Below are 22,565 nucleotides of genomic sequence, written 5' to 3' on the forward strand. Positions count from 1 at the left end.
CTCAGCGAGCCTGCCGGCCGGCCATCGGTGAAGCCCCTAACGGAATCGCACGCCGCTCGAGCGAGCCGACAGCGCCTCATCGATCGCCGCGCGCACGACGCCCGACGAATAACCCTTGCGGGACAGGAACCCGTGCAGCCGGCGCTTGGCGGTTTCGAGATCGTAGGAACTCAACTGCCCGGCACGTTTGATCGCCAGCTCGGTGGCCCGGTCTTGCTCGTCGTCGTCGTCGACCCGTTCCAGCGCGGCGTCGATGTGCTCCTGGTCCACGTGGCGGCGACGCAACTCGGCGGTGATCGCACCGCGCCCCAAACCCTTGCGATCGTGTTGCGTGCGCACGAATGTCTCGGCAAGCGCCGCATCGTCGATGAGGCCGACTCCCTCGAGACGGTCGAGCTCGGCCTCGACGACGTCTTCGTCTAGTTCGCGGGAGAGAAGGGTCTTCTCGAGCTCCCAGCGCGACATACCGCGACGGGTGAGAGCATGCATGCTCACATTCTCGGCACGCACCTCTCGGCGGGTGTTGCTCCGTGTCGCGGATTCCGGCTCGGCGGAGGTTGCCAGAACTTCGGAGTCGGTGGAATCCTCGGAATCGGTGGAATCCTCGGAGTCGGTGGAATCCTCGGACTCCCCGTGCGCCTTCCCTCCGAAGAAGGAGACGAAGTCGGGAAGGGCCGCATTCGCGGCGTTCTCTGTCGGGTCGCTCTCCGATGACGGCCCCTGCTGCGTCGAGGCAGGAGTCACCCCGGGCAGGTAGGTCACCCGGGCGAGCTTCGGGCCGTCACCGGAGGCCACGGTCTACGCGCCGATCGCGGTGCGGCTCTCGGCCGCCGCGAAACTCGCATTGGCTGCGGCCTTGGCTTCCGCGGCGCTGGCGCGGGCTCCCTTCGCCGGGGTGGACGCCGCCGTCAGCGTTCCGGCCGACTTTGCAGCAGCCAGTTCTGCGTTCGCGTCCGCTTTCGCCTGCGACGCGGCTGCCGCGGCCGCCTTCGCGTCGACGATGATGCCGAGCTTCGCCTTGATCTTCTGCTCGATCTCGTTCGCGGTGGCCGCGTGCTCGATCAGGTATTTGCGCGAGTTCTCCTTGCCCTGCCCGAGCTGGTCACCGTCGTAGGTGTACCAGGCCCCGGACTTGCGGACGATCTCGTGCTCGACACCGAAGTCGATGAGGCTTCCCTCGCGGGAGATGCCGGTGCCGTAGAGGATGTCGAACTCGGCCTGCTTGAACGGCGGAGCCATCTTGTTCTTCACCACCTTGACCCGGGTGCGGTTACCGACGGCATCCGTTCCCTCCTTGAGGGTCTCGATGCGGCGGATGTCGAGGCGCACGGACGCGTAGAACTTGAGCGCCTTGCCTCCCGCGGTCGTCTCGGGCGAGCCGAAGAACACACCGATCTTCTCGCGCAGCTGATTGATGAAGATCATCGTGGTGTTGGTCTGGCTGAGCCCACCGGTGAGCTTGCGGAGGGCCTGCGACATGAGCCGCGCCTGGAGACCGACGTGCGAATCGCCCATCTCGCCCTCGATCTCGGCGCGGGGCACCAGCGCCGCCACGGAGTCGATCACGACGAGGTCGATCGAGCCGGATCGGATGAGCATGTCCGCGATCTCGAGCGCCTGCTCCCCCGTGTCGGGCTGCGAGACGAGAAGAGCATCGATGTCCACCCCGAGCGCCTTGGCGTATTCGGGGTCGAGGGCGTGCTCCGCATCGATGAAGGCAGCGATTCCGCCGGCCTTCTGCGCATTGGCGATGGCGTGGAGGGTGAGCGTGGTCTTTCCCGAGGATTCCGGGCCGTAGATCTCCACGATGCGACCGCGCGGGAGCCCGCCGATGCCGAGGGCGACGTCCAGCGCGATGGAACCGGTCGGGATCACCGCGACGGGAGCTCGCTCATCACTGCCGAGGCGCATGACGGAGCCCTTGCCGAACTGGCGGTCGATCTGGGCGAGGGCGGTCTCCAGGGACTTTTCGCGATCTGCAACTGATGGCATTGTGGTGCTCCTTCTAGCGTCGAGGTGATGCGCCTATAGGCTGCCGTTTCGTCGAGAGCACCGATCCTGCAAGGTGTTCACGACCTGCGACAAGGCTGTTGTTGGTGGCTTCGTCCAACGAATCGAACGGTACGCGAGACCGGGGACATTGCTGTCTGGCCTGGGGCATACGGTGAACAATTCGCGGATTTCGGCCGCTGTGAAGGAGACTACGCCACACCGAAGACATGTTCGAATGTTCCGCTCCGGCGTGTCGCGTGGATTCGAAGCCGATCGATGGACTCCCCCACTCCCCGAGGCGGCTTCGGCGAGAATGGGACCATGTCACCCACCCCAGGAAGAGGCTCCTCCCGCGCGATCCGCATCGAGAGAGCCTGGGGCACCGCTCCGCAACGCGGGATCGGGATCCTCGTCGCCGTCGTGGCTCTCGCCCTCTGCGTGGCGGGTGGGGCGATCATCTCCGCCGCGCTCTCAGGACGCCCCACCACGGTGGACGAGGTGCTCTATCGGGCGATCGCGGGCTTCCGAGCCCCGTGGCTCGAGGGTCCCTCCCTCGCTCTCAACCAGCTCGGAGGGGGCAGCATCGCCCTGTTCGTTGTTCCCGCGATAGCCGCGGCCGCGCTGCTGTTGACCCGGGGAGTCTGGGCTGCCCTGGTGGTGCTGCCGCTACGCCCGATCGCCCAGTGGGCCGTCGAAGCCCTCAAGGCGACATTCGAAAGGCCGCGCCCGCCTCATCGGGAAATCGCCGTCAGCCTGTCGGCTTATCCCTCGGGCCATTCCGCGGTCGCCGCATCCCTGATCGTGGTGTTCGCACTCTTGGTGCGTCACCGCTGGTTCACCGTCTTCGGGGTGGTCTACGTCGTGGCAATGGGATACAGCCGCCTGTACTTGAACGTGCACTGGTTCACCGACACCGTCGGCGGCACCGCCCTGGGGATCGCGATCGGACTCGCCGTCTGGGCAGCCGCGGGAGGCATCCGCTCCCTGGTGAGTCGCCGCGCGGACTAGCCTGTCGGCTCAGGCCCCCGCTTTCGGCTCCCGGTTGCCGACACCGTGGCGTCGGGCCTCCGGAACGTCGGTGGCGCGGCAGAGCGCGAGCCAGGTGCCGCGGATGTCGAGTCCCTTTGCGAGGGCCTGTTCCGCAGTGAGATCGCCGAGTTCGCCGAGCACGAGATCGTGCACGAGGGCGCGACCGAGGGCCGCGCCGAACTCGTCGGAAACGGCGGTCCAGAACTGGCTGAGGCGCATCCGTTAAGCGTATCGGGGTCTCGATACGGTCGCTGCGCACGCTACTCGACCAGGGTTCACCGGGAGGCGAGAAGCCCGGCCAGCGCGCGGATGGAGACCCACTGAAAGACGAATGCCCGGCTCAGGAGAGCCGGGCATTCGTTCCACAAACCGACCACACCGTGCCGGTTCGGTAAGCCTTAGCGCGTGACGAGTCCCGCGTCGAAATCCGCGACGAGGTCGTCGGGGACGGTGTCGGGGATGATGTTGATTCCCTCGATTACTGCAAGGCGGTCGCCCACCTCGCGCATGATGACTGAGATCGGTGTCTCGAGTGCATCCGCGACCGAAGCGAGGATTTCGGAGCTGGCCTCTTTTTGGCCACGCTCCACCTCGCTGAGGTAGCCGAGAGCAACACTTGCTTTGCTCGCGACCTGTCGAAGGGTACGGCCCTTCTGCAGGCGGAAGTCCCGGAGCACGTCACCGATTTCTTGACGAACTAGAACCATTGGACCCTCCTCCTCTAAAACGACTGCGTCGTAAAAACGACTACACGAACGATAACCACGGATGCTGCCGGGTAATTCCGGCCCAGCGGATCAGTAACACTAAACCACCGGTAGGTAAAACACTAACCAGCTACATCTGTATGACGCTTGTGAATCACTGTGATGTAACGAGATCGAAACGAGAAAGATTCCCGGAGCTGTTCACCGGGTTTCGAGGGCGATTCTCAACCGTGTAAGTGATTCGGAGACAGTCTCGTCTCGGATAGCCCCACGGTCTCCCCCCAGTTCGAGTCTCAGCGAACTCACATCCTCGCCGATCGCGAATCCGAGGTAGACGGTGCCCGCCGGCTGCCCGTCTTGGGGCCCGGGGCCGGCGACCCCGGTTGTCGACAATCCGATGTCTGCCGCCGCACCATCCACTGCGAGAACGGTCCTCACCCGGTCTGCCATCTGCCGGGCGACCTCGGGATCCACCGGGCCGTTTTCGGCGAGAAGATCCGCGTCGACACCGAGCACGCTGTGCTTGATCGCGGTGTTGTAGGCGACGACCCCACCGAACACCGTGGCGGACGCCCCGGGCACGTCTACGAGCGCCGAGACGAGAAGTCCCCCGGTGAGCGACTCTGCGACGGCGATGGTGAGGCCGCGCTCGATCAGGATGGCGACGACCTCTGCCGCGACATCCGCAGTGCGCTGCCCGGTCATGCCTCAGGCCGTTGCGACGCGGTTCTGCTGGCGGTACTTCACGACGAAGTCGACACCGGAGACCACGGTCAGCACGAGCGCGACCCCCATGACGATCCAGCCCGCCCAGTGCTCCCAGTCGCCCACGGCTGTCCAGAAGGGGAAGAGCAACAGGGAGATACCCACCGCTTGGAGCACGGTCTTGAGCTTGCCGCTGGCGACGGCGGGGATGACCCGGGTGCGGATCACGGCGAACCGGAAGATCGTGATGCCGAATTCGCGGACCAGGATCACGATCGTGACCCACCACCACAGTTCGCCGAGGATCGACAGCGCGACCAGAGCGCCGCCGATGAGCACTTTGTCGGCGATCGGGTCGAGGATCTTGCCGAAGTCAGTGACCAGGTTCTGGCGACGGGCGAGAATTCCGTCGACGGTGTCCGTGACGATCGCGAGCACGAAGAGTCCGGCGGCGATGTACCTCAGGTAGCCGAGGTCGCCGCCGTCCGTCAGCAGGAGCCAGATGAATACCGGTGCCATGAAGATGCGCACCACGGTGACGATATTGGCGATGTTGCCGGTGCTCGCCGGGGTGTCCCCTGCGCGGGCGACCCGACCGCGCATCGGGTTCGGACGCTTGACGGGAACGACCGGATCGGACTGTTCAGGAGATTCTGGCGATGCCATGATTCTCACTCCCTGCCGGTCAGATTCCAGGCGTCTTCGTCCGCGTTCACGTGCACCTCATCGTATCCGCTCGTCGAGTCACCCACCGGATCGGCCGAGTATCGGTCGTCCGTTGCCGAGGTGGCCGGCCCGTCTTCCCCGCGCAACTTCGCGAGAACTCCCGGCAGTTGCTCAGGCGCGACGAGCACGTCGCGGGCCTTCGATCCCTCCGACGGCCCCACGATCTCCCGCGACTCGAGCAGGTCCATCAGTCGCCCGGCCTTCGCGAAACCCACCCGGAGCTTGCGCTGAAGCATCGAGGTCGAGCCGAACTGCGTGCTCACCACGAGCTCCGCTGCTGCGAGGAGCACCTCGAGGTCGTCGCCGATATCGCCGTCGATCTGCTTCTTCTCGGCGGAGACCGCGACGTCGTTGCGATAGTCGGGTCGAGCCTGGCGCGTCACGTGCTGCACGACGGCGTTGACCTCGCTCTCGGTCACCCACGCCCCCTGCACCCTGATGGCCTTCGAGGCTCCCATCGGAAGGAACAGCGCGTCGCCCTGCCCGATCAGCTTGTCGGCTCCGGGCTGGTCGAGGATCACGCGCGAGTCGGTCATGCTCGACACGGCGAAGGCCAGCCGAGACGGCACGTTGGCCTTGATGAGTCCCGTGACGACGTCGACCGAAGGCCGCTGAGTGGCAAGCACGAGGTGGATGCCGGATGCCCGCGCGAGCTGGGTGATGCGCACGATCGAGTCCTCGACATCCCGCGGCGCCACCATCATGAGGTCGGCGAGCTCGTCGACGACGACCAACAGGTAGGGGTAGGGCTTGAGGGAGCGCTCGCTGCCGGCCGGAAGCACGATCTCGTCGGCGATCACCGCGGCGTTGAAGTCGTCGATGTGACGGAAGCCGAAGCTGGCCAGGTCGTCGTAGCGCATGTCCATCTCCTTCACGACCCAGGCCAGTGCTTCCGCCGCCTTCTTGGGGTTCGTGATGATGGGCGTGATGAGGTGCGGGATGCCGGCGTAGGGCGCGAGCTCCACCCGCTTCGGGTCGATGAGCACCATGCGCACCTGGGCGGGCGTCGCACGCATTAGGAGCGAAGTGATCATCGAGTTGACGAAACTCGACTTGCCGGAGCCGGTGGAGCCGGCGACGAGCAGATGGGGCATCTTCGCCAGGTTGGCGACGACGAATCCGCCCTCGACATCCTTTCCCAGACCGATCGTCATGGGATGCACGCTCGAGGTGCTGGCTTTGGAGCGCAACACGTCGCCGAGGGACACGATCTCACGGTCGGCATTCGGGATCTCGACGCCGATGGCACTCTTGCCGGGGATCGGCGACAGGATGCGAACCTCGTTGCTCGCGACGGCATAGGACAGGTTCTTGGTGAGCGCCGTGACGCGCTCCACCTTGACACCGGGCCCGAGCTCGATCTCATACCGGGTGACCGTCGGCCCACGGCTGAAACCGGTGACACGGGCATCCACCTGGAACTGCTTGAGCACCTCGGTGATCGAGGCGACGATCACGTCGTTGGCCTCGGAGCGCGACTTGGGCGGCGTGCCCGGCACGAGGCTGGATGCGGCGGGCAGACGGTACGGCGCGGTCGGGGCGCTCGGTTTGGGCGCCGCGAACTCGCCGAGGTCTCCCTTCGCCGAGGCCGTCGCCGCGAATCCCGGAAGCAGGTCGGCAACCAACGGACCGTCGTCGCGGATGCCGGTGACCGGAGCTACCTCGCCGGTGAAACGCTTGACCGCCGCTTCGGCCTCGACGAGTTCATCGAGAAGCCCAGCACCGAACTCCTCATCGCGCCGCGTGCGATCGATGACTTCCGTCGCTCCCTGGTCCTTGGGGCTGGAGTCCTTCGGGATGACCGGGCTGTCGAACGCCGGCTCGTCCTCGCGCTTCTTGTTGCGACGCCACCAGGGCAGCGATCCGGAGTCCTCTCCCTCGAGGTCGAGATCGCCGAGCGATCCGAAGTCGCCGGTATCGGCGGTGAGGCCCTTCTGCAGCACCCTGGTCGGGGTCGGCTCAGCGACCTGGGCGCCGAACAGGTAGGCGTAGAGCTCCCGCAGGCGCGCACCGGTGCGATTCGGCGGAGTCTTCGTGATGATGAAGAGCGAGAGCAGCAGCAGCAGCGAGACGAGGGGAACCGCGAGCCAGGCCGTTCCCACGGCGAGCAGCGGACCGGCGAGAACCCAACCGACGACTCCGCCGGCACGGGCGAGCGGCTCGACACCGCCGGAGGGCTGCGGTGCGCCACCGAAGATGTGGCAGATTGCGCTGATCGACGTGAGCATCAGCGCGAGGCCGATACCGATGCGTCCGTTGTCGTGGACCGACGACGGGTGCCGGAACAGCCAGACCGCGAACAGCAGCATGATCACCGGGAGTGCGAACGCGACCCGGCCGAACAACCCGCCGAAGGTGTAGGAGTCGAGCGCGACGGCGATCGGATCAGCGGGGTTGAACCACTCGACGACCGCACCGACAACGGCGAGCAGGAAAATGAAGAACGGCACGCCATCGCGGCGCTCGTCCTTGGCAAGGGTCTCGCGGCCGAGCACTCTGGCAGCGCCTCCCACGGCATGAGCAAGCGCGAGCCACGCGACGGTGATCAGCCCGGGCTGGTCTGACGGGGCCGTCTTCATCACCGGCAGTTTGCGCGTGGTGCCCTTACCCGTTGGGCGGGTCGAGGCGCGCGTAGTGGAGCGCGCGCGCGGGGTCGACCTGGTGCTCGTAGCCATGTTTCTAAGGTAAGGCCGGGGTGACGAAAGCCCGGTCTCGACACACTCGCTGGCGCGGGTGTGCTGGTCGAGTAGGCCGCCCGCGGCCGTGTCGAGACCTCGCAGCGGTCAGTAGCGGATGGCGTCGATCACTTTGAAGCGCACGGCCGCGATCGCGGGCAGCAGACCCGCGAGCGCGCCGACGATCGTCGCCGCCCCCAGCCCGAACAGGGCGGCACCGATCGGGAAGGAGGGAAGCTCGGTGAGCCCCTGTGACAGCTTCTCCTGTACCCAGGGATTCTCCACGATCGCGACGGCCACTCCCACGCCGACCACACCCGCGGCGGCGGTCGCGACCACGCTCTCCATCATCACCGCGAAGAACACTCGCCCAGCGGTTGCGCCGAAACTCCGACGGATGCCGATCTCTCGGATCCTCTGGCGCACGGTCACGAGGGAGATGTTCACCAGCCCGAGTGCGCCGAGAAACAGCACGAGGCCGGCCACTCCCCCGACAGCGATTCTGATCGGACCGAGTGGATCGTCACCGTAGGCGGCATAGTCCTGTCGATTCACCTGCACATCCACCCCGGCGGGAACTGACGCGGAGAGTTCCGACCGGAGACGCGAACTCAGCTTCTTGGCCATCGACGGAGGCACCCAGGCTTCGAACTGCACCTGGCCGGCATAGTCCGCCGGATTGGCGACCGCACGGAAGGCATCCGTCAGCATCATCATGCCGGGCATGTCACCGTCCTGCGCAGCATTCACGCCGATGACCACCGCGGTGACCGGATGCGCTCCGAGCAGGCGTACCGTCGGGTGGGTCCGGAGATCGGGTGACCCCATCAGCGCCCAGAATGGACCATTAACCACGAGGCCCGGTGCGAGGCGATCGACATCCGCATCGACGAACCAACTGCCTTTTTTCACCGACACCCGGTGCATGGTGCCGTAGTCGACGTCGATCGCCATGGTGTTGACGATCGATGCCCCGCCCACGAACTGCACAGAGAGCTGTCCGTTCAGCGAACCGGTGTGATATCGGATCTTGTAACGGTCGATCGCCGAATCGAGCGTCGTCTCGAATTCTGTCGCGTCGAAGGCCGCACCGCTGTTCGAATAGGCCGCTATCCCGAGGGCGGCCGGGCGGCCGCCGTTGCGCTCGTTCGACACCTGAAGCGACTGTTCGACAATCGCTCCAAGGCCGACGACGGACGTGATCGCCGTCACGGCGACCGCGACCCCGATGAGGCTGAGCAGCACCCGGGTGCGATGGATCCGCACCTCCGCCCACGCCTCGGAGAACGATCCGACCAGAGCGGCGAGGGGTGACTGGCGGTTCGACCCGCTCACAGGGTGACCTCGGGCACCGAGAGCGAGAGCACCCTCGCCACGTCGATCGGTGACAGCAGTCCGCTATCGAGTCGATAGTGCCGGCGGGCGAGGGCGGCGACATTCACGTCGTGGGTAATGGTGATCAGGGCGGCACCGGACGACTCGGCCACGTCGTCGAGCAACCCCATGACGCTCGCCCCCGTCTCGATGTCGAGGGCACCGGTCGGCTCGTCGGCGAGGATCAGCCTCGGACGCCGGATCAGCGCCCGGGCGATCGCCGCGCGCTGCTGCTCCCCGCCGGAGAGCTTCTCCGGCATCGAGTTCAGACGGGCACCGAGCCCGACTCTCTCGAGCATCTCGGTCGCGATCTGGCGTCGACGCCAAAATTGCCTGCCGCTCGCGTAGAGCATCGGCGTCATCACGTTCTCGAGGGCAGTGCGGCCGCCGAGCAGGTTGAACTGCTGGAAGATGAAGCCGATGTCGGCCCCCCGAGCCCGGTCGCGCGCGTTGCCCGACAGCTCGCTCGTGAGCCGGTCGTCGAACCAGATGCTCCCCGACGTGGGACTGTCGAGAAGCCCGAGCAGGTTGAGCAGTGTCGACTTGCCCGATCCGCTGCGTCCAACGATCGACACGTGGTCGCCGACCGCCACATCGAGGGTGACCCCCTTGAGGATCTCGAGCGTCTCGTCATCCGGAAGCTGCACCGAACGTGTTACTTCGTCGAGCCGAAGCAGGCTCACCCGCCCACTCCAACGCCCTGGCACTCCGGCGAACCGGCGAACCGAGGATCGGCGCAATCCGGGGACTGTGAGGCACCGGGCACGAACTGCAGGATCAGGTCGCCCTTGGCGAGTCCCGCGGTGATCTCGACGTTGGTGCCGTCGGTCAACCCGATGCTGACCGGATGCTTCTCGGTCGAGCCATCGGTCTTCTGGGTGTAGACCACGCCGCTTTGGGCACTGCCCTCGACGGCCGTGATCGGCACCACCAGCACATCCTTCGCAACGCCTCCCGAGATGGTGAGTTTGGCAGCGAGGCCGCTGAAGACGGTGACTGCGGCGGGCACGGCGCAACGGATGGTGGTGCCGCCCGTCGACGCAGCGCCCGCGCCGCTGTCGGCGGTCGAGGTGTCGGCCGTCGCCCCAGCGAGGGCCGACGAGATCGTGAGACCGGTACAGGTGAACGGCGCCGGGCCCCCCGTGATCGCCACTTGGGCTTCCGTCGGGCGGTTGAGCAGCCGGTACTGCTGCTCGGGCGAGAGTGACCCGCCAACGCTGAATGTGGGCGGGGCCACCTGCCCGATCACGTCTCCGACGGCCACCACCTGGCCGACGATCATCGGAAACGACGAGAGGATGCCGACCGAGCCCGCCGTGACCGTGACGGTCTTCAACACCACCGTTGTGCCATCGGCGGAGGGCACTTCTGAGCGGATAGTGAGCATCGGAGTCGCCGCGACGACGGCCTCGCCCGGCGCCACGAGCACCTTCTTCACTTCACCCGCCAACGTCGCCTTCACCGGCACCGCGGCATCCGCCGACACGGTTGCCTTGAGAGTGACGTCGTTGGTGATCGTGCCGATCTCGACGGTGGCGACCGGCTCTTCGATCTGGGCGGTCGGCACGGTGGGATCCGTCGCGGTGATGGCCCCGGAGAAGAACGCCATCTTCACGAGGGCCGCCGCGATGGCGAGAAAGATGATGATCCGAATGATCGGGAAGACCCATTTGCGCGCAATTCCCACAGCAACCCCAGTGTTCGACCGACAGTTCCACCATCACCCTAGAGGAAGTGGGGTGAGTAAAGATCAGTCGTGAGGATGAGGTCTCGACCGCCAGAGGTGCGCTGGTCGAGTAGGCCGCCTGCGGCCGCGTCGAGACCTCGCGTCGGGTTTCGATACGCTCGCTGGCGCTCGCTACTCGACCAGCACGGCGTTAGGCCTCGACCCGCCCGGTGTCGGGTCTCGACCAGCGCGGAGTCAGGCCTCGATCACCACGGGCACGATCATCGGACGACGGCGGTGTGACGAGTTCACCCAGCGGCCCACCGTGCGGCGGATCACCTGGCTGAAGGCGTGCGTGTCGCGCGTGCCGTTCGCGGCGGCATCCGAAAGCGCCTTGACGATGAGCGGCTTCACCGCGTCGAAGACCGCTTCGTCCTCGGCGAAACCGCGGGCCTGGATCTCCGGCCCGACGATGACCCGACCGGTCTGCGCGTCGATCGCCACGAAGATGGAGACGAAGCCCTCCTCGGCCAGGATTCTGCGGTCCTTGAGGTCGGCATCCGTGATCTCGCCCACCGAGGATCCGTCGACGTACACGAAGCCGAGGTCCAGCTGGCCGACGACTGTCGCCTCGCCGTCCTTGAGGTCGATCACGATACCGTCCTCGCCGATGATCGTATTCGCCTCGGGGATGCCCGTGGCGATCGCCAGCTGCTGGTTGGAGACCAGGTGGCGGTACTCGCCGTGGACCGGAAGCACGTTCTTGGGCTTCAGGATGTTGTAGACGTAGAGCAGCTCGCCGGCCGAGGCATGCCCGGAGACGTGCACCTTGGCGTTGCCCTTGTGCACGACGTTCGCGCCGAGCTTCGTGAGGCCGTTGATCACGCGGTAGACGGCGTTCTCGTTGCCGGGGATGAGGCTCGAGGCGAGGATGATCGTGTCGCCCTTGCCCACCTCGATCTGGTGTTCGAGGTTGGCCATGCGCGCAAGAACGGCCATCGGCTCGCCCTGCGACCCGGTCGACATGTAGACGATCTTGTTGTCGGGAAGGTCCGCGGCCTTCTTGGCGTCGATGAGCACGCCGGCCGGCACCTTGAGGTAGCCGAGGTCGGCGGCGATGGTCATGTTGCGCACCATCGAACGACCCATGAACGCGACACGGCGGCCGTTGGCGTGGGCGGCGTCCAGCACCTGCTGCACACGATGGACGTGACTGGAGAAGCTCGCCACGATCACGCGGCGCGGCGCCTTCGAGATGACGGACTCGAGCACGGGCCCGATGTCGCGCTCCGGGGCGGTGAAGCCGGGGACATCCGCGTTGGTGGAATCGGGGAGGAAAAGGTCGACGCCGATCTCACCGAGGCGAGCGAAGGCGCGCAGGTCGGTGATGCGGTCGTCGAGGGGAAGCTGGTCCATCTTGAAGTCACCCGTGTGGAGCACGACTCCGGCGGCGGTCTTGATGGCCACGGCGAGCGCATCCGGAATCGAGTGGTTCACCGCGATGAACTCTAGGTCGAACGGGCCGATCTTCTCGGACTGACCCTCCGCGACGGTGAGCGTGTACGGGGTGATGCGGTGTTCCTTGAGCTTCGCCTCGATCAGCGCGAGCGTGAGCGTCGAACCGATGAGGGGGATGTCCTGACGCAGCTTGAGCAGGTAGGGCACCGCACCGATGTGGTCCTCATGGCCGTGCGTGAGCACGACACCGAGTACGTCGTCGAGCCGGTCTCTGATGGGACTGAAGTCGGGCAGGATCAGGTCGACCCCCGGCTGGTTCTCCTCTGGGAAGAGCACACCGCAGTCGACGATGAGGATCTTGCCGTCGATCTCATACGAGGTCATGTTGCGGCCGATCTCCCCGAGACCGCCGATGGGGATGACGCGCAGCGTTGCGGGTGCGAGAGGACGTGGTTCGTATACCGGTGAGTTCATGGGATCCAAATTGTTCGGTGATCTTCGGGGTCTTTAGCCCCCTTCTTCAGGCTGTTATCGCGTGGTCCCGGCGACTTTGGGCAAGGCTCCGCCTGCGGCCGCATTGCGGTCCGGGCGGAAGTTCGAGAGGTCGACCCCGGGGATCTCGCCGACGAGAGCGATCTCGTCTTCGATTTGGGCGGCCTCGAAGTCCTCAGGGCCCACGAGCGGCAGCCGCACACGCGGGCTGTCGATGCGGCCGAGGCCGTGCAGGATGTATTTTGCGGCGACGGTGCCGGGCACGTGGGTCATCACTGCGCGCACGAGGGGCTCGAGCTGCTGATGCGCTGCGGTGGCGGTGGCGAGGTCGCCCGCGTTCACCGCATCCACGATCACCCGGTACGGTGCGGCGGCGATATTCGCCGTGACCCCGATGAGACCGGTCGCGCCGATCGCAAGGTGCGGAAGCACGTTGGCGTCATCGCCGGAGAAGTAGAGAAGGTCGGTCTGGTTCAGCACCCGGCTGACCTCGCTGAAGTCGCCCTTCGCATCCTTGATCGCCTTGATGTTGGGATGTTTCGCCGCGCGCAGGATCGTTTCGTAACGGATCGGGATGCCCGTGCGCCCGGGGATGTCATACAGGATCACCGGCAGGTCGGTCGCATCCGCGATCATGCGGAAATGGGTAAGGACACCGGCCTGAGTCGGCTTGTTGTAGTACGGGGTCACGATCATGACGGCGTCGGCGCCGGCCTTCTCGCTGTGCTTGTACAGCTCGATCGCGTGGGCGGTCTCGTTGGATCCGCCGCCGGTGATGATCTTCGCCCGGCCGGCCGCGACTGATTTGCCCACCTCGACGAGCTTGAGCTTTTCCGGGTCGGTGAGAGTGGATGTCTCCCCTGTGGTGCCCGTGACGACGATGCCGTCGGCGCCGGCGTTGATCACATCGTCGATGTGCTTCTCCACGCCCGCCCAGTCGACCTCGCCCTCTGCGGTGAAAGGGGTCACCAGCGCGACGAGCACCTGGCCGAAGGGATTGTGAGACGTGGACACGAGTTACAGGGTATCGCGCTCGCGGGTGCAGCTCGCGATGGACTGCTGTCGCCCAGGGCGGATCTTCGCCGCGAGGAACGGCGTGTCGACCGCCTGGCACAGCGCGCCGCCGGGAAGTCCGCCCTTGGCCGCAGTGACGCGCCGCCAGTTCGATTCCACTCAGAATCTATGCAAACCGAGCTCGACGTACCTGAGAACAGCAGAGACCACGGAGGCTGGCTCGAAGAGGATCTGCCGCCAGTCGAACCTCAGCACAAGGAATCCGAGGCAGGCGAGAGCGGCATCCCGCCGAAGGTCCCGAAGACGTTGCTCGCGACCGCCGTGGTGCTGCTCGCTGTCGCACTCGATGACCAGTCGATCGCCGACAAGGAGATCTATCCGGTCGAGATCCGTGAAGGGGATGCGCACCTGGGGAGTCGCCGCGCACCCCGCTTGAGCCAGAAGCACCCTGACCACGCTCTCCGACCCCGAATCTGCGCGATCGTCGACGAGCGAAAGCAGCGAACGTCCCCTTGCGGACAGCCCGATCGCGGCGGCCTCGAGGTCGAAACGTGAGGTCTCTGTGCGGCGCAGAAGCGAATCCAGGATCGCGACGACGTATTCGTCCGGTTCGGTGTCGACGAGTTGCCTCATCATGTCCGCGATCGAAGCGACACCGATTGAATGGCGCAAAGGCCGCGGCGCGCCGGTCCACAGGATCCGCACGTCCCCGCGATTTCGGTCTAGCGCTCGATGGGGATCATCGGGATCCCGCAGGTGAGTTGCACCCCGGGATACTTCCACTATGAGCCCGCGGTCCGGCGGAACCCACAGTCTCATCGCCCGCGCCGCCGAGGCTCCCGCGAGCCGACCACCGACCCGGGCCGCTCGAACTAGTTCTGTATGGGCGTCGAGAGCGGCATAGACGCCGGGCCGCACTCGCACGACCCTCCCGATGGCAGCCGCGCGCTCGACCTGTGAATGCGGTATTCCGATTTCGCCGAGGGTCCGGACGTGGGCGACGCCACCGAGGGATCGGAGAGAAGATTCGAGCGATGACATGAGCCGATGATGATCGCGGTCCCGGCGACGCGGGGAATTCCGGTCCTCCCGGTGGAGACGATGTGGCTGTCGAGCGCTGTGGAGGAGGCGACATCTCCTGCTGAGAGCGGACCAAACGGGCGACTCGCCGTTTGAGGGATGAGACACGCCGAGGGAAAGCGCCGAGATCCGCTCTGGGCGCCGTATCCGGCCACCGCAGCCGTCGTGGCCGGCCGCCGCAGCTCCCACCAACGCGAGACGCAGAACAGAACCGTGTAACCCCGCGTCACACAGCGGCATCGCGAAGGCCGCGCGGATAGCGTGGAACGCACTATGAACCCCCTCGGAATCGCCGTCGTTCTGGTCGCCCTCGTTGCGGCCTCCACAGTGATCGGCCTCGTCTGGCGCTCGACCACCGGACGCATCCGTACAGTCACCCGAAGCGACGAGCGCATTCACGTCTCAGAACTCTCGGCGGATGCCGTGGCGGGCTCGGGAGCGACGCTGCTGCAGTTCTCCACCGAGTTCTGTTCGCCATGTCGCACCACCAACTCGCTTCTCGGTGCGCTGACGGCCGAACTGCCCGGCATCACCCACGTGGATGTCGATGTCACCACGCGTCCCGATCTCGCGGACCGCTTCAACCTGCTTCAGTCCCCCACCACCTTCATCCTCGATGCGAACGGCGCCGTGCGTGCGCGGATCGGTGGCGCACCCCGCATCGCGGACGTGCGCGCCGAACTCGGCCGAATCCTCGAAGCCGCCTGAGCGAAACCCCGAACGAAAGGGTGCCCATGAGCGCCACGAAACCACTTTCCGCATCGAAGCAGGCACTAGTTGCGAAGCCCGGCACCACGGGCATCGATCCCCGCGGACCGCGCTTCAGCGCGGGCATCACCGCCGTGCTCCTGCTCGTGGTGATCGCCCTCGCCCTCGCCTCGTCCGCTGTTCCCGCTGCGACGGTTGGCGAACGTGCCGGCCAACCCGCGTTCATCCTCTTCGCGATCATCACCGCGCTCTTCGCCTTTGGCGCCTTCGCCGGTGTTTCCCGCCACCCGTACGGCTGGCTGTTCCGCGCCCTGGTTCGCCCCCGGCTCGGTGCACCGACCCACCTCGAAGACCCGAAGCCGCCGACGTTCTCGCAGGGGGTCGGCCTCGTCGTGACCTTGGTCGGAGTCGTGCTGCACCTCGCCGGTGTGCCCTTCGGGCTGGTGATCTTCGCGGCGGCGGCCTTCATCGCGGCATTTCTCAACTCGGTATTCGACTACTGCTTCGGATGCCAGCTCTATCTGCTTCTCGTTCGGGTCGGGCTGACTGGGCCAAAGGCCGACCCCCGCGCGTAGTCTGAAGCCATGGCAGTGACCAGCGAGGCGACGACGCTCTGGAACGGTGACCTGACGAGCGGATCGGGCAGGACGAGGCTCGACTCATCGGCCGCGGCGGACTTCCCCGTGACCTGGGCCGCCAGAGCCAACGGTGAGGCCGCCCACACCAATCCGGAGGAACTGCTGGGCGCTGCACACTCGGCATGCTTCGCGATGGCCTTCGCCAACGCGCTCGCCGGTTTCGGCACCCCGCCGCAGAGCCTCCAGGTGACCGCGGCGGTCACTTTCGATCCCGGCGCCGGGATAACGGGAAGTCACCTGCTGGTCAGCGCAAAGGTGGCGGGCATCAGCGAACAGGATTTCGCGCGGATCGCGGCCAGGGCGAAGGAGACTTGCCCGGTTTCGCGCGCGTTGGCGGGCATCCCGATCACACTCGAAGCTAATCTCGCATAGTGCCCACAACTGACCTGCCCTCGGCCGCCGCCCCCTCCCCTCGTAAGGCCAGAGCGCCAAGGGCCCCGGTGCGCAAGCCCATGCGCATCCTCATCTCGGGTGCGAGCGGATTCATCGGCGCCGAACTCACCCGGCAGTTGCAGGATGACGGGCACGAGGTGCTCTCGCTGGTCCGCCGGCAGCCGAAGTCCCCCCAGGAGATCAACTGGGCTCCCAGTGCCCACATGCTCGACGCGAGCGTGATGGACGGAGTCGACGCGGTGATCAACCTCTCCGGGGCATCCATCGGTCGGCTGCCCTGGACCCGCGGTTACAAGAAGCAGATTCTGGATTCTCGGGTGCAGGCCACCCGCACGCTCGTCGAGGCCATGGCGCGCGCGACGACCCCGCCGAAGGTGTTCCTCAGCGGATCTGCGGTCGGAATCTACGGTGACCGGCCGGGCGAGCGCCTCACCGAAGAGTCCAAGCGCGGGCCGGGATTCCTCGGCGACGTCGTCGAGGCGTGGGAACAGGCCGCGCAGCTGCGGCCGGCGAAGACCCGCTTGGTGACCTTCCGCACCGGAGTGGTGATCGGCAACGGCGGATCGCTGGTGCCCGTGATGGCGCTCACGCGCCTCGGCCTCGGTACCCGTCTCGGCACCGGCGGCGACATCTGGCCCTGGATCAGCCTCTACGACGAGGCGGCCGCCATCCGCTACCTGCTCACATCGAAACTCAGCGGCCCGGTAAACCTCGTCGGCCCCACCCCGGCGACCTCCGATCGCATCTCCCACCACGTGGCGAAGCGGATGCACCGTTGGTATCCCTTTGTCGCGCCGTCCTGGGTGATCGATCTCGCGCTGCAGGATGCCGGACCGGCGCTGCTGCTCAGCAGCCAGCAGATCCTGCCGTCGAAGCTGATCGCTGACGGTTTCGTGTTTCGGGACGAGACCGTCGAGCAGGCGATCGACGCGTTCCTGCCCTAGCGGCGAGAACCCGGGCGATCAGCGGGTCGAGCGCTCCAGGGCGATCGCGCGCCTGAGCGATCGGCGGGCACGGCTGCGATCCCCGCTCGCGTCGTAGGAGAGCCCGAGCCGGAACCAGGCCTTCCAACTGCCGGGGTCGGCTTCGACAGCTGCCTTGTACCGGGGGAACTCGGCGTCCGCGGCGGCACGCTCCGGTCGACCGCTGGTGCGTTTGGGCAGGGAGTCGACGGGCAGCTCGCCCGCCGCATCCAGTTCGCGCACCAGGCGCTGGGTGCGGACGCCGAACAGGATCTCGGCCACGAGGCCCCAGGCGCCGATCAGCGGAAGCACCAGCAGTGCGATCCCCAAGGTCTTCGAGATGCCGTTGTCGACGGCGATGAGGCGGATCGCGAGCTGAAGTACCAAGACCAGGTAGAGCACCAGGAGTGCGGACATCACGATCGCCGCGATTCGACCCTTCATTCGAGATCGCTCGGGATGCCCGCCGGCGGCTCCGGATCGGCGGAACCGAGGTTGATGAGGCGGTCGAGTCCCACGACGACACCGGTAGCGGATCCGAGGGCGCGAAGGGCGAGCATGATGCCCGACTCGTACGAGCTCGGGTCGAGCGTCTCGTGGCTCAGGGTCAGGGTCTCCCCCGTGCCGCCGAAGATCACGTCCTGTTTCGCCACGATGCCCTGCATCCGCAGTGAATGGATCGGCACGCTCGACACCTGCTGGCCTCTGGCGCGCTGGTCGGCATGCGGAGCGATCACCGGCCCGAGGGCGGAACGGGCGTTTCCGATCAGCTCAGCGGTGCGCACAGCGGTGCCGGAGGGGGAGTCCACCTTTGTGGCGTGGTGCGACTCGATGATCTCGATCGAGTCGTAGAAGCGGGCTGCCATCGCCGCGAACGATGTGGCGAGCACTGATCCGATGGAGAAGTTGGGAATGATGATGACCGCGGCGCCGGTCCCCTCGGCGATGAGGCGATTCTCGAGCGAGACGATCCGGGTCGCCGACCAGCCGCTCGTTCCGACCAGCACGCTCTTGCCGTGTCCGACCGCGAAATCCACGATGCCCTGGCTGACGGCCGGCACCGTGACATCCACCACCAGATCGGCCACGAGCATATCGTCGAGAGCGGAGCGCGAATCGAGACTGGCGACGAGCTCGAAGTCTGCGGAGTCGCCGATCAGGCGCGTGATGAGCTGCCCCATGCGCCCGGTCGCGCCGGCGATGGCGACGGTTTTTGTCATGGCTCAAATCTACCAAGCCCGCCCCCATAGGCTGGTCGGATGCTGCGCTGGAGAGAATCGCGGGTCGACGAGCCGGCCGCCCACGAACTGCTGACCGAATACTTCGCCGGCCGAGCCGCCGGATTCCCCGCCACCCAGGGCCTTTATCGCACCACCTTCCCGGTGACCGAGGACTTCATCGAACCGCGGGGAGTGTTCCTCATCGCACTCGATGAGAGCGATTCTCCGCTCGGATGCGGCGGAATCAGGCTGCTCGAGTCCGTGGGCGTCGACGGACTCCGCTACGAGGTGAAACACCTCTACCTGCGCCCGAATGCCCGAGGTCGGGGTCTCGGTCGGGCACTACTCGCCGAACTCGAGTCGAGAGCACGTGCCTTCGGTGCCACGGAGCTCGTCCTGGACACCAACGCGAGCCTTGCGGCGGCCGGAGGCCTCTACCGGTCGAGCGGCTACAGCGACATCCCGCCCTACAACGAGAATCCCAACGCCACGAACTGGTATCGGAAGGTGCTCTAGGAAAGCCCCACCCCAGAGCTTTAGGCAGAAATTCCTGACGATCGCGTTCGTCGGCGAGCCGCGAATGCGTGATGCGAAGGCAGCCTCGTCTTGAGAGGATGACAGTGTGGATTACTCGACTATCGATCTGACCTGTTCCGTCGATGCGGACTACTCGCAGTTCTATCTCCAGGTCGACGATCCGTCATCGACCGAACCGGGAGGAGCAGCGAACCTCGGGCTGTACGACACAGAACTGGGGACCTCCATCGCCTATTTTTTTGGTCCACAGTCGCTTCTCCTCACTTCTGCTCGCCATAGTGGACAGCTTCCCGTCGCTGTGCGGATCCATTCCGCGCGGCCTGCCAGTCTTGACGAGAGTTGGCGTGACGTTGTGGAGGTATCGCTCTTTGCCTCGGGTGAAGTCCGTGTGACGGGATGGGAGGCGCGGGGCGACGAGGCCGCATTGCCCGTCGAGACCGACCGATGGTACCGAGTTCGGTTCGCGATCTCCGACATGGACTGCGCTCACGGGGAGGAGACCGTATTCGAACAGTATCTGGTCGAAATGTGGCCGGAGGAGTCGACTCCTTCCACGATCATCGCGCAGCACACCGAAATGGGTCGGTACTGTCACGAGGCCCGGACACTCGACGTGCTCAGGTGGGAGATTCACCGCCGACCTTTCGAGGTAACGGAACGCGAGCGCGTGACAGAGTTTGCCCGTCGCGCGTTCGACGCGTTCCCGGACCTCCGCACACGAATAATCACCAACCCTGACGCCGCGCGCGAGTTGGCGAGTATTGCTCTACTCGTCAGGTCGATCGACCACGAGGAAGTTCGTCGGTTGAGGAGGGCGGGGCCCGAGGAGCAGGCGACGAATCTTCGAGAGACGTTGTCGCGGATCGAGACCCGGTTGGTGGAGGCGGCGCAGATCATTCAGTGATTCTGCAGCGACATCCCGCCCTACAACGAGAATCCCAACGCCACGAACCGGTATCGGAAGGTGCTCTAGAAGGGCTGCCCCTCTGGCAAGCCGGTGCGCAACTCCGCCGGCAGGTGACCGAGGTCGTTGTGCGTGATCAGCACGGGCGGCTTGGCGGAACGCACCCGGATGATGGTGAGTCCGCAGTTGGCCTGGTTGAGTCCCATCCAGCGCCAGGCCGGCGCGTCGAACACCTCGCGCACGAACCAGGCGATGACGAAGTTGTGGGTGATGAGGAGGTCGTGGCGATCCTCCCTCGCCGGAGTGAGCCATTCGCTGACGGCATCCGCCATCTGTGCCTCGCCGGCGTCGATCTGGTCGCGGGTCACCGAGCCGAAGAAGGAGTCGAAGGCGTGGGGCATGTCGGGAGTCGGCCCGGAGGGAATGCAGTCGAAGAGCAGGGCTGACGGCTTGGAGTCGAGGCTCGGCATACTGGCCGTCATGATGGTGGCGGTCTCTTCCGCGCGCTGCAGGGGTGAATGCCAGGCGCCGGTGAATGGCACACCGCTCAGCCGGTCGGCGAGGAGTTTGGCCTGGCGGATTCCGCGGCCGGACAGCGGGCCATCGGGCATGCCGTGTTCGGCGTCCTGCTGCTCGCCATGGCGCACGAGATAGATGAAGTGGGACATCGTTGTTCCTCTTACCGGTCGAAAGGGATGAAGCTGAGGTCAGTCGGATTGGGGCTGGTCGACGATGCCATCGAACACAGAGGCCTCGACGGAGCCGACCGCGGCGATGGACAGCGGCCTCGCAGCAAGCTCGACCGCGAGCTCTCGCACGTCGTCGGGGGTCACGAGCGCGAGTCGACGAAGTGATTCGTCGAGATCCGCGTATTCGCCCAGGGTGATCTCCGAGCGGCCGAGACGTGACATCCGGGTGTCGGAGTCTTCGAGCGCCAGAGCGGATGCTCCGCTCAGCTGGCCGACGGCGCGGCGCATCTCGTCGTCGGTGACGCCGCCGGTGCCGAGGCGACGGAACTCGCCGAGAAGAAGCTCGGCGACCTGTCCGGCCTTTGCCGGAGAACAGCCGGCGTAGAGGCCGAAGACTCCGGCATCCGAATAGCTGGGTGAGAAGGAGTAGACGGAATAGGCCAGGCCGCGCTTCTCGCGGATCTCCTGGAACAGTCGCGACGACATGCCGCCACCGAGAATCGAATTGAGAACGGCCATGGTGGATCTGCGGTCATCGGAGGCCGGGATGCCGGAGACTCCCATGAGGATGTTCGCCTGCTCGATCGGTCGCTGCACGACCACCAGGGGGCTTCCACGCTGGATGACGCCGAGAGTGGCGTCCCTGCGCGGCACCGGCGCCTCTTCGGTCTCCAGGTGCCAGCCAGCCGCGGTCAGGGCACGCTGCACGCTGGTGACGAGTTCATCGTGGTCGACGGCCCCGGCGACGGTGATCACGAGGTCGCGAGCGCGGTAGTTCGCTCGGTAGTGGTTCCACACCGAGTCTCGGGTGGCCGCACGGATCGTCTCCGGGCTCCCCCCGATGGGACGGCCGAGCGGATGGTCTCCCAGCACAGCCTCGAAGAATCGCTCACTCGTGACATCCGAGGGATCGTCGTCGGCCATGGCGAGTTCTTCGAGGATCACGTCGCGTTCGGTTTCGAACTCCTCTGCATCGATGAGAGAAGAGGTGACCATGTCCGACAGCACCTCGACGGCCATCGGCAGGTCCCGGTCCTGCACTTTCGCGTAGTAACAGGTGTACTCCTTCGCGGTCATGGCGTTGTGTTCGCCACCGACCGCGTCGAAGCTCACCGCGATGTCGAGTGCGGAGCGCGCCGCAGTGCCCTTGAAGAGCAGGTGCTCCAGAAAGTGGGTGCTGCCGAAGGTCTGTGGCAGCTCGTCCCGGGAACCCACCGCGACCCAGTAACCGACGGTGGCGCTGCGGGCTCCGGGGACGTGCTCGGTGAGAATACGCACGCCGCTCGGCAGCACGCTGCGTCGCACGAGCGAGTCTCCCGAGGAATCGATGCTGAGTTCAGCGAGGTCGAGGGGAAGCGGGACAGCACCGGTCATTGAACCGAGCCTACGTCACCACACCGCGCTCAAGCTGAAGGACTGACCCCCGTATTGGGGGATAGAACGAGCGGAATAAAGAGGACAAACAGAGTTGTCTGTCCTCAACTCCGTGTTACTGTTTTGACGTCGAGCAAACCACCCGAAGGTTTCTCGATACCCTGCACCCGAGCAGAGTGACCGTATTTACTAAAGAACCGCAAACCCGAAATTTGCGGGGCA

General features: G+C 65.9%; 25 protein-coding genes. 7 read left to right on the plus strand and 18 right to left on the minus strand.

From position 1 onward, the window contains the following. Positions 1 to 36: 36 nt before the first annotated feature. Positions 37 to 795 (minus strand): regulatory protein RecX, encoded by a 759-nt coding sequence (locus VLI63_RS09515; RefSeq protein WP_409156632.1) that lies wholly within the window; start codon positions 793 to 795, stop codon positions 37 to 39. A gap of 3 nt (positions 796 to 798) precedes the next feature. Then, positions 799 to 1,992 carry a recombinase RecA gene (gene recA, locus VLI63_RS09520; RefSeq protein ID WP_409156633.1) on the minus strand — a complete coding sequence of 398 codons (1,194 nt, stop codon included), beginning with the start codon at positions 1,990 to 1,992 and terminating at the stop codon, positions 799 to 801. 321 nt (positions 1,993 to 2,313) lie between these two features. On the opposite strand from recA, the gene VLI63_RS09525 reads away from it, so the two are divergent. Continuing rightward, positions 2,314 to 3,000, plus strand: coding sequence for a phosphatase PAP2 family protein (locus tag VLI63_RS09525; RefSeq protein WP_409156634.1), 687 nt, complete (start codon positions 2,314 to 2,316; stop codon positions 2,998 to 3,000). 9 nt (positions 3,001 to 3,009) lie between these two features. Here VLI63_RS09525 and VLI63_RS09530 read toward each other — a convergent pair whose 3' ends face one another. From VLI63_RS09530 to VLI63_RS09585, 12 genes are all read right to left on the minus strand, one after another. After that, the gene (locus tag VLI63_RS09530; RefSeq protein WP_409156635.1) at positions 3,010 to 3,240 is read right to left on the minus strand and encodes a DUF3046 domain-containing protein; all 231 of its coding nucleotides are present in this window, start codon (positions 3,238 to 3,240) and stop codon (positions 3,010 to 3,012) included. Positions 3,241 to 3,419: 179 nt separating this feature from the next. Beyond that, positions 3,420 to 3,728 (minus strand): helix-turn-helix domain-containing protein, encoded by a 309-nt coding sequence (locus tag VLI63_RS09535; protein ID WP_185203510.1) that lies wholly within the window; start codon positions 3,726 to 3,728, stop codon positions 3,420 to 3,422. A 201-nt stretch (positions 3,729 to 3,929) separates the two neighbouring features. After that, complete coding sequence (locus tag VLI63_RS09540; protein ID WP_409156636.1) at positions 3,930 to 4,433, minus strand: CinA family protein; 504 nt, start codon at positions 4,431 to 4,433, stop codon at positions 3,930 to 3,932. 3 nt (positions 4,434 to 4,436) lie between these two features. After that, positions 4,437 to 5,099, minus strand: a complete 663-nt coding sequence (pgsA, locus tag VLI63_RS09545) for a CDP-diacylglycerol--glycerol-3-phosphate 3-phosphatidyltransferase (RefSeq protein ID WP_409156637.1) — start codon at positions 5,097 to 5,099, stop codon at positions 4,437 to 4,439. Positions 5,100 to 5,104: 5 nt separating this feature from the next. Then, complete coding sequence (locus tag VLI63_RS09550) at positions 5,105 to 7,834, minus strand: DNA translocase FtsK (RefSeq protein WP_409156638.1); 2,730 nt, start codon at positions 7,832 to 7,834, stop codon at positions 5,105 to 5,107. A gap of 108 nt (positions 7,835 to 7,942) precedes the next feature. Continuing rightward, a complete protein-coding gene (locus tag VLI63_RS09555) occupies positions 7,943 to 9,169 on the minus strand; it encodes an ABC transporter permease (protein WP_409156639.1) in 1,227 nt (408 codons plus the stop codon). After that, a complete protein-coding gene (locus tag VLI63_RS09560; protein WP_409156640.1) occupies positions 9,166 to 9,891 on the minus strand; it encodes an ABC transporter ATP-binding protein in 726 nt (241 codons plus the stop codon). Before VLI63_RS09560 ends, VLI63_RS09555 begins: the two co-directional genes overlap by 4 nt. Then, on the minus strand, positions 9,888 to 10,895 hold the full coding sequence (locus VLI63_RS09565; protein WP_409156641.1) for a hypothetical protein: 1,008 nt from the start codon (positions 10,893 to 10,895) through the stop codon (positions 9,888 to 9,890). The genes VLI63_RS09560 and VLI63_RS09565 overlap by 4 nt, the downstream gene beginning before the upstream one ends. Before the next feature lie 234 nt (positions 10,896 to 11,129). Next, positions 11,130 to 12,806 carry a ribonuclease J gene (locus tag VLI63_RS09570; protein ID WP_409156642.1) on the minus strand — a complete coding sequence of 559 codons (1,677 nt, stop codon included), beginning with the start codon at positions 12,804 to 12,806 and terminating at the stop codon, positions 11,130 to 11,132. A 54-nt stretch (positions 12,807 to 12,860) separates the two neighbouring features. Continuing rightward, positions 12,861 to 13,838 carry a 4-hydroxy-tetrahydrodipicolinate synthase gene (gene dapA, locus VLI63_RS09575; protein ID WP_409156643.1) on the minus strand — a complete coding sequence of 326 codons (978 nt, stop codon included), beginning with the start codon at positions 13,836 to 13,838 and terminating at the stop codon, positions 12,861 to 12,863. A gap of 3 nt (positions 13,839 to 13,841) precedes the next feature. Beyond that, positions 13,842 to 13,997 (minus strand): hypothetical protein, encoded by a 156-nt coding sequence (locus tag VLI63_RS09580; RefSeq protein ID WP_409156644.1) that lies wholly within the window; start codon positions 13,995 to 13,997, stop codon positions 13,842 to 13,844. Next, a complete protein-coding gene (locus tag VLI63_RS09585) occupies positions 13,998 to 14,474 on the minus strand; it encodes an endonuclease domain-containing protein (RefSeq protein ID WP_409156645.1) in 477 nt (158 codons plus the stop codon). It lies immediately after the preceding gene. A 717-nt stretch (positions 14,475 to 15,191) separates the two neighbouring features. On the opposite strand from VLI63_RS09585, the gene VLI63_RS09590 reads away from it, so the two are divergent. Genes VLI63_RS09590 through VLI63_RS09605 form a run of 4 tightly spaced genes read left to right on the plus strand, consistent with a single transcriptional unit; the run spans position 15,192 to position 17,601 of the window. After that, positions 15,192 to 15,626 carry a TlpA family protein disulfide reductase gene (locus VLI63_RS09590; RefSeq protein WP_409156646.1) on the plus strand — a complete coding sequence of 145 codons (435 nt, stop codon included), beginning with the start codon at positions 15,192 to 15,194 and terminating at the stop codon, positions 15,624 to 15,626. Positions 15,627 to 15,652: 26 nt separating this feature from the next. Further along, on the plus strand, positions 15,653 to 16,201 hold the full coding sequence (locus tag VLI63_RS09595) for a DUF4395 domain-containing protein (protein ID WP_409156647.1): 549 nt from the start codon (positions 15,653 to 15,655) through the stop codon (positions 16,199 to 16,201). Positions 16,202 to 16,210: 9 nt separating this feature from the next. Further along, positions 16,211 to 16,636, plus strand: coding sequence for an OsmC family peroxiredoxin (locus tag VLI63_RS09600; RefSeq protein ID WP_409156648.1), 426 nt, complete (start codon positions 16,211 to 16,213; stop codon positions 16,634 to 16,636). Continuing rightward, positions 16,636 to 17,601 (plus strand): TIGR01777 family oxidoreductase, encoded by a 966-nt coding sequence (locus VLI63_RS09605; protein ID WP_409156649.1) that lies wholly within the window; start codon positions 16,636 to 16,638, stop codon positions 17,599 to 17,601. Before VLI63_RS09600 ends, VLI63_RS09605 begins: the two co-directional genes overlap by 1 nt. Before the next feature lie 18 nt (positions 17,602 to 17,619). Here the strand turns inward: VLI63_RS09605 and VLI63_RS09610 are convergent, their stop codons facing one another. Then, complete coding sequence (locus tag VLI63_RS09610; RefSeq protein WP_409156650.1) at positions 17,620 to 18,063, minus strand: tetratricopeptide repeat protein; 444 nt, start codon at positions 18,061 to 18,063, stop codon at positions 17,620 to 17,622. Continuing rightward, a complete protein-coding gene (gene dapB / locus VLI63_RS09615; RefSeq protein WP_409156651.1) occupies positions 18,060 to 18,839 on the minus strand; it encodes a 4-hydroxy-tetrahydrodipicolinate reductase in 780 nt (259 codons plus the stop codon). The genes VLI63_RS09610 and dapB overlap by 4 nt, the downstream gene beginning before the upstream one ends. 39 nt (positions 18,840 to 18,878) lie before the next feature. Here dapB and VLI63_RS09620 point away from each other — a divergent pair, with 39 nt between their 5' ends. Both VLI63_RS09620 and VLI63_RS09625 read left to right on the plus strand, forming a co-directional pair. After that, positions 18,879 to 19,355 (plus strand): GNAT family N-acetyltransferase, encoded by a 477-nt coding sequence (locus tag VLI63_RS09620; protein ID WP_409156652.1) that lies wholly within the window; start codon positions 18,879 to 18,881, stop codon positions 19,353 to 19,355. Positions 19,356 to 19,461: 106 nt separating this feature from the next. Then, a complete protein-coding gene (locus VLI63_RS09625; RefSeq protein ID WP_409156653.1) occupies positions 19,462 to 20,280 on the plus strand; it encodes a hypothetical protein in 819 nt (272 codons plus the stop codon). Positions 20,281 to 20,345: 65 nt separating this feature from the next. Here the strand turns inward: VLI63_RS09625 and VLI63_RS09630 are convergent, their stop codons facing one another. After that, positions 20,346 to 20,948, minus strand: a complete 603-nt coding sequence (locus tag VLI63_RS09630) for a histidine phosphatase family protein (protein ID WP_185203492.1) — start codon at positions 20,946 to 20,948, stop codon at positions 20,346 to 20,348. A 39-nt stretch (positions 20,949 to 20,987) separates the two neighbouring features. Continuing rightward, positions 20,988 to 22,343: a M16 family metallopeptidase gene (locus VLI63_RS09635; RefSeq protein WP_409156654.1), complete on the minus strand. Its 1,356-nt coding sequence runs from the start codon at positions 22,341 to 22,343 to the stop codon at positions 20,988 to 20,990. Between the last annotated feature and the right edge of the window lie 222 nt (positions 22,344 to 22,565).

This window comes from Lacisediminihabitans sp. H27-G8 (assembly GCF_046156175.1).
Taxonomy (GTDB): Bacteria; Actinomycetota; Actinomycetes; order Actinomycetales; family Microbacteriaceae; genus Lacisediminihabitans.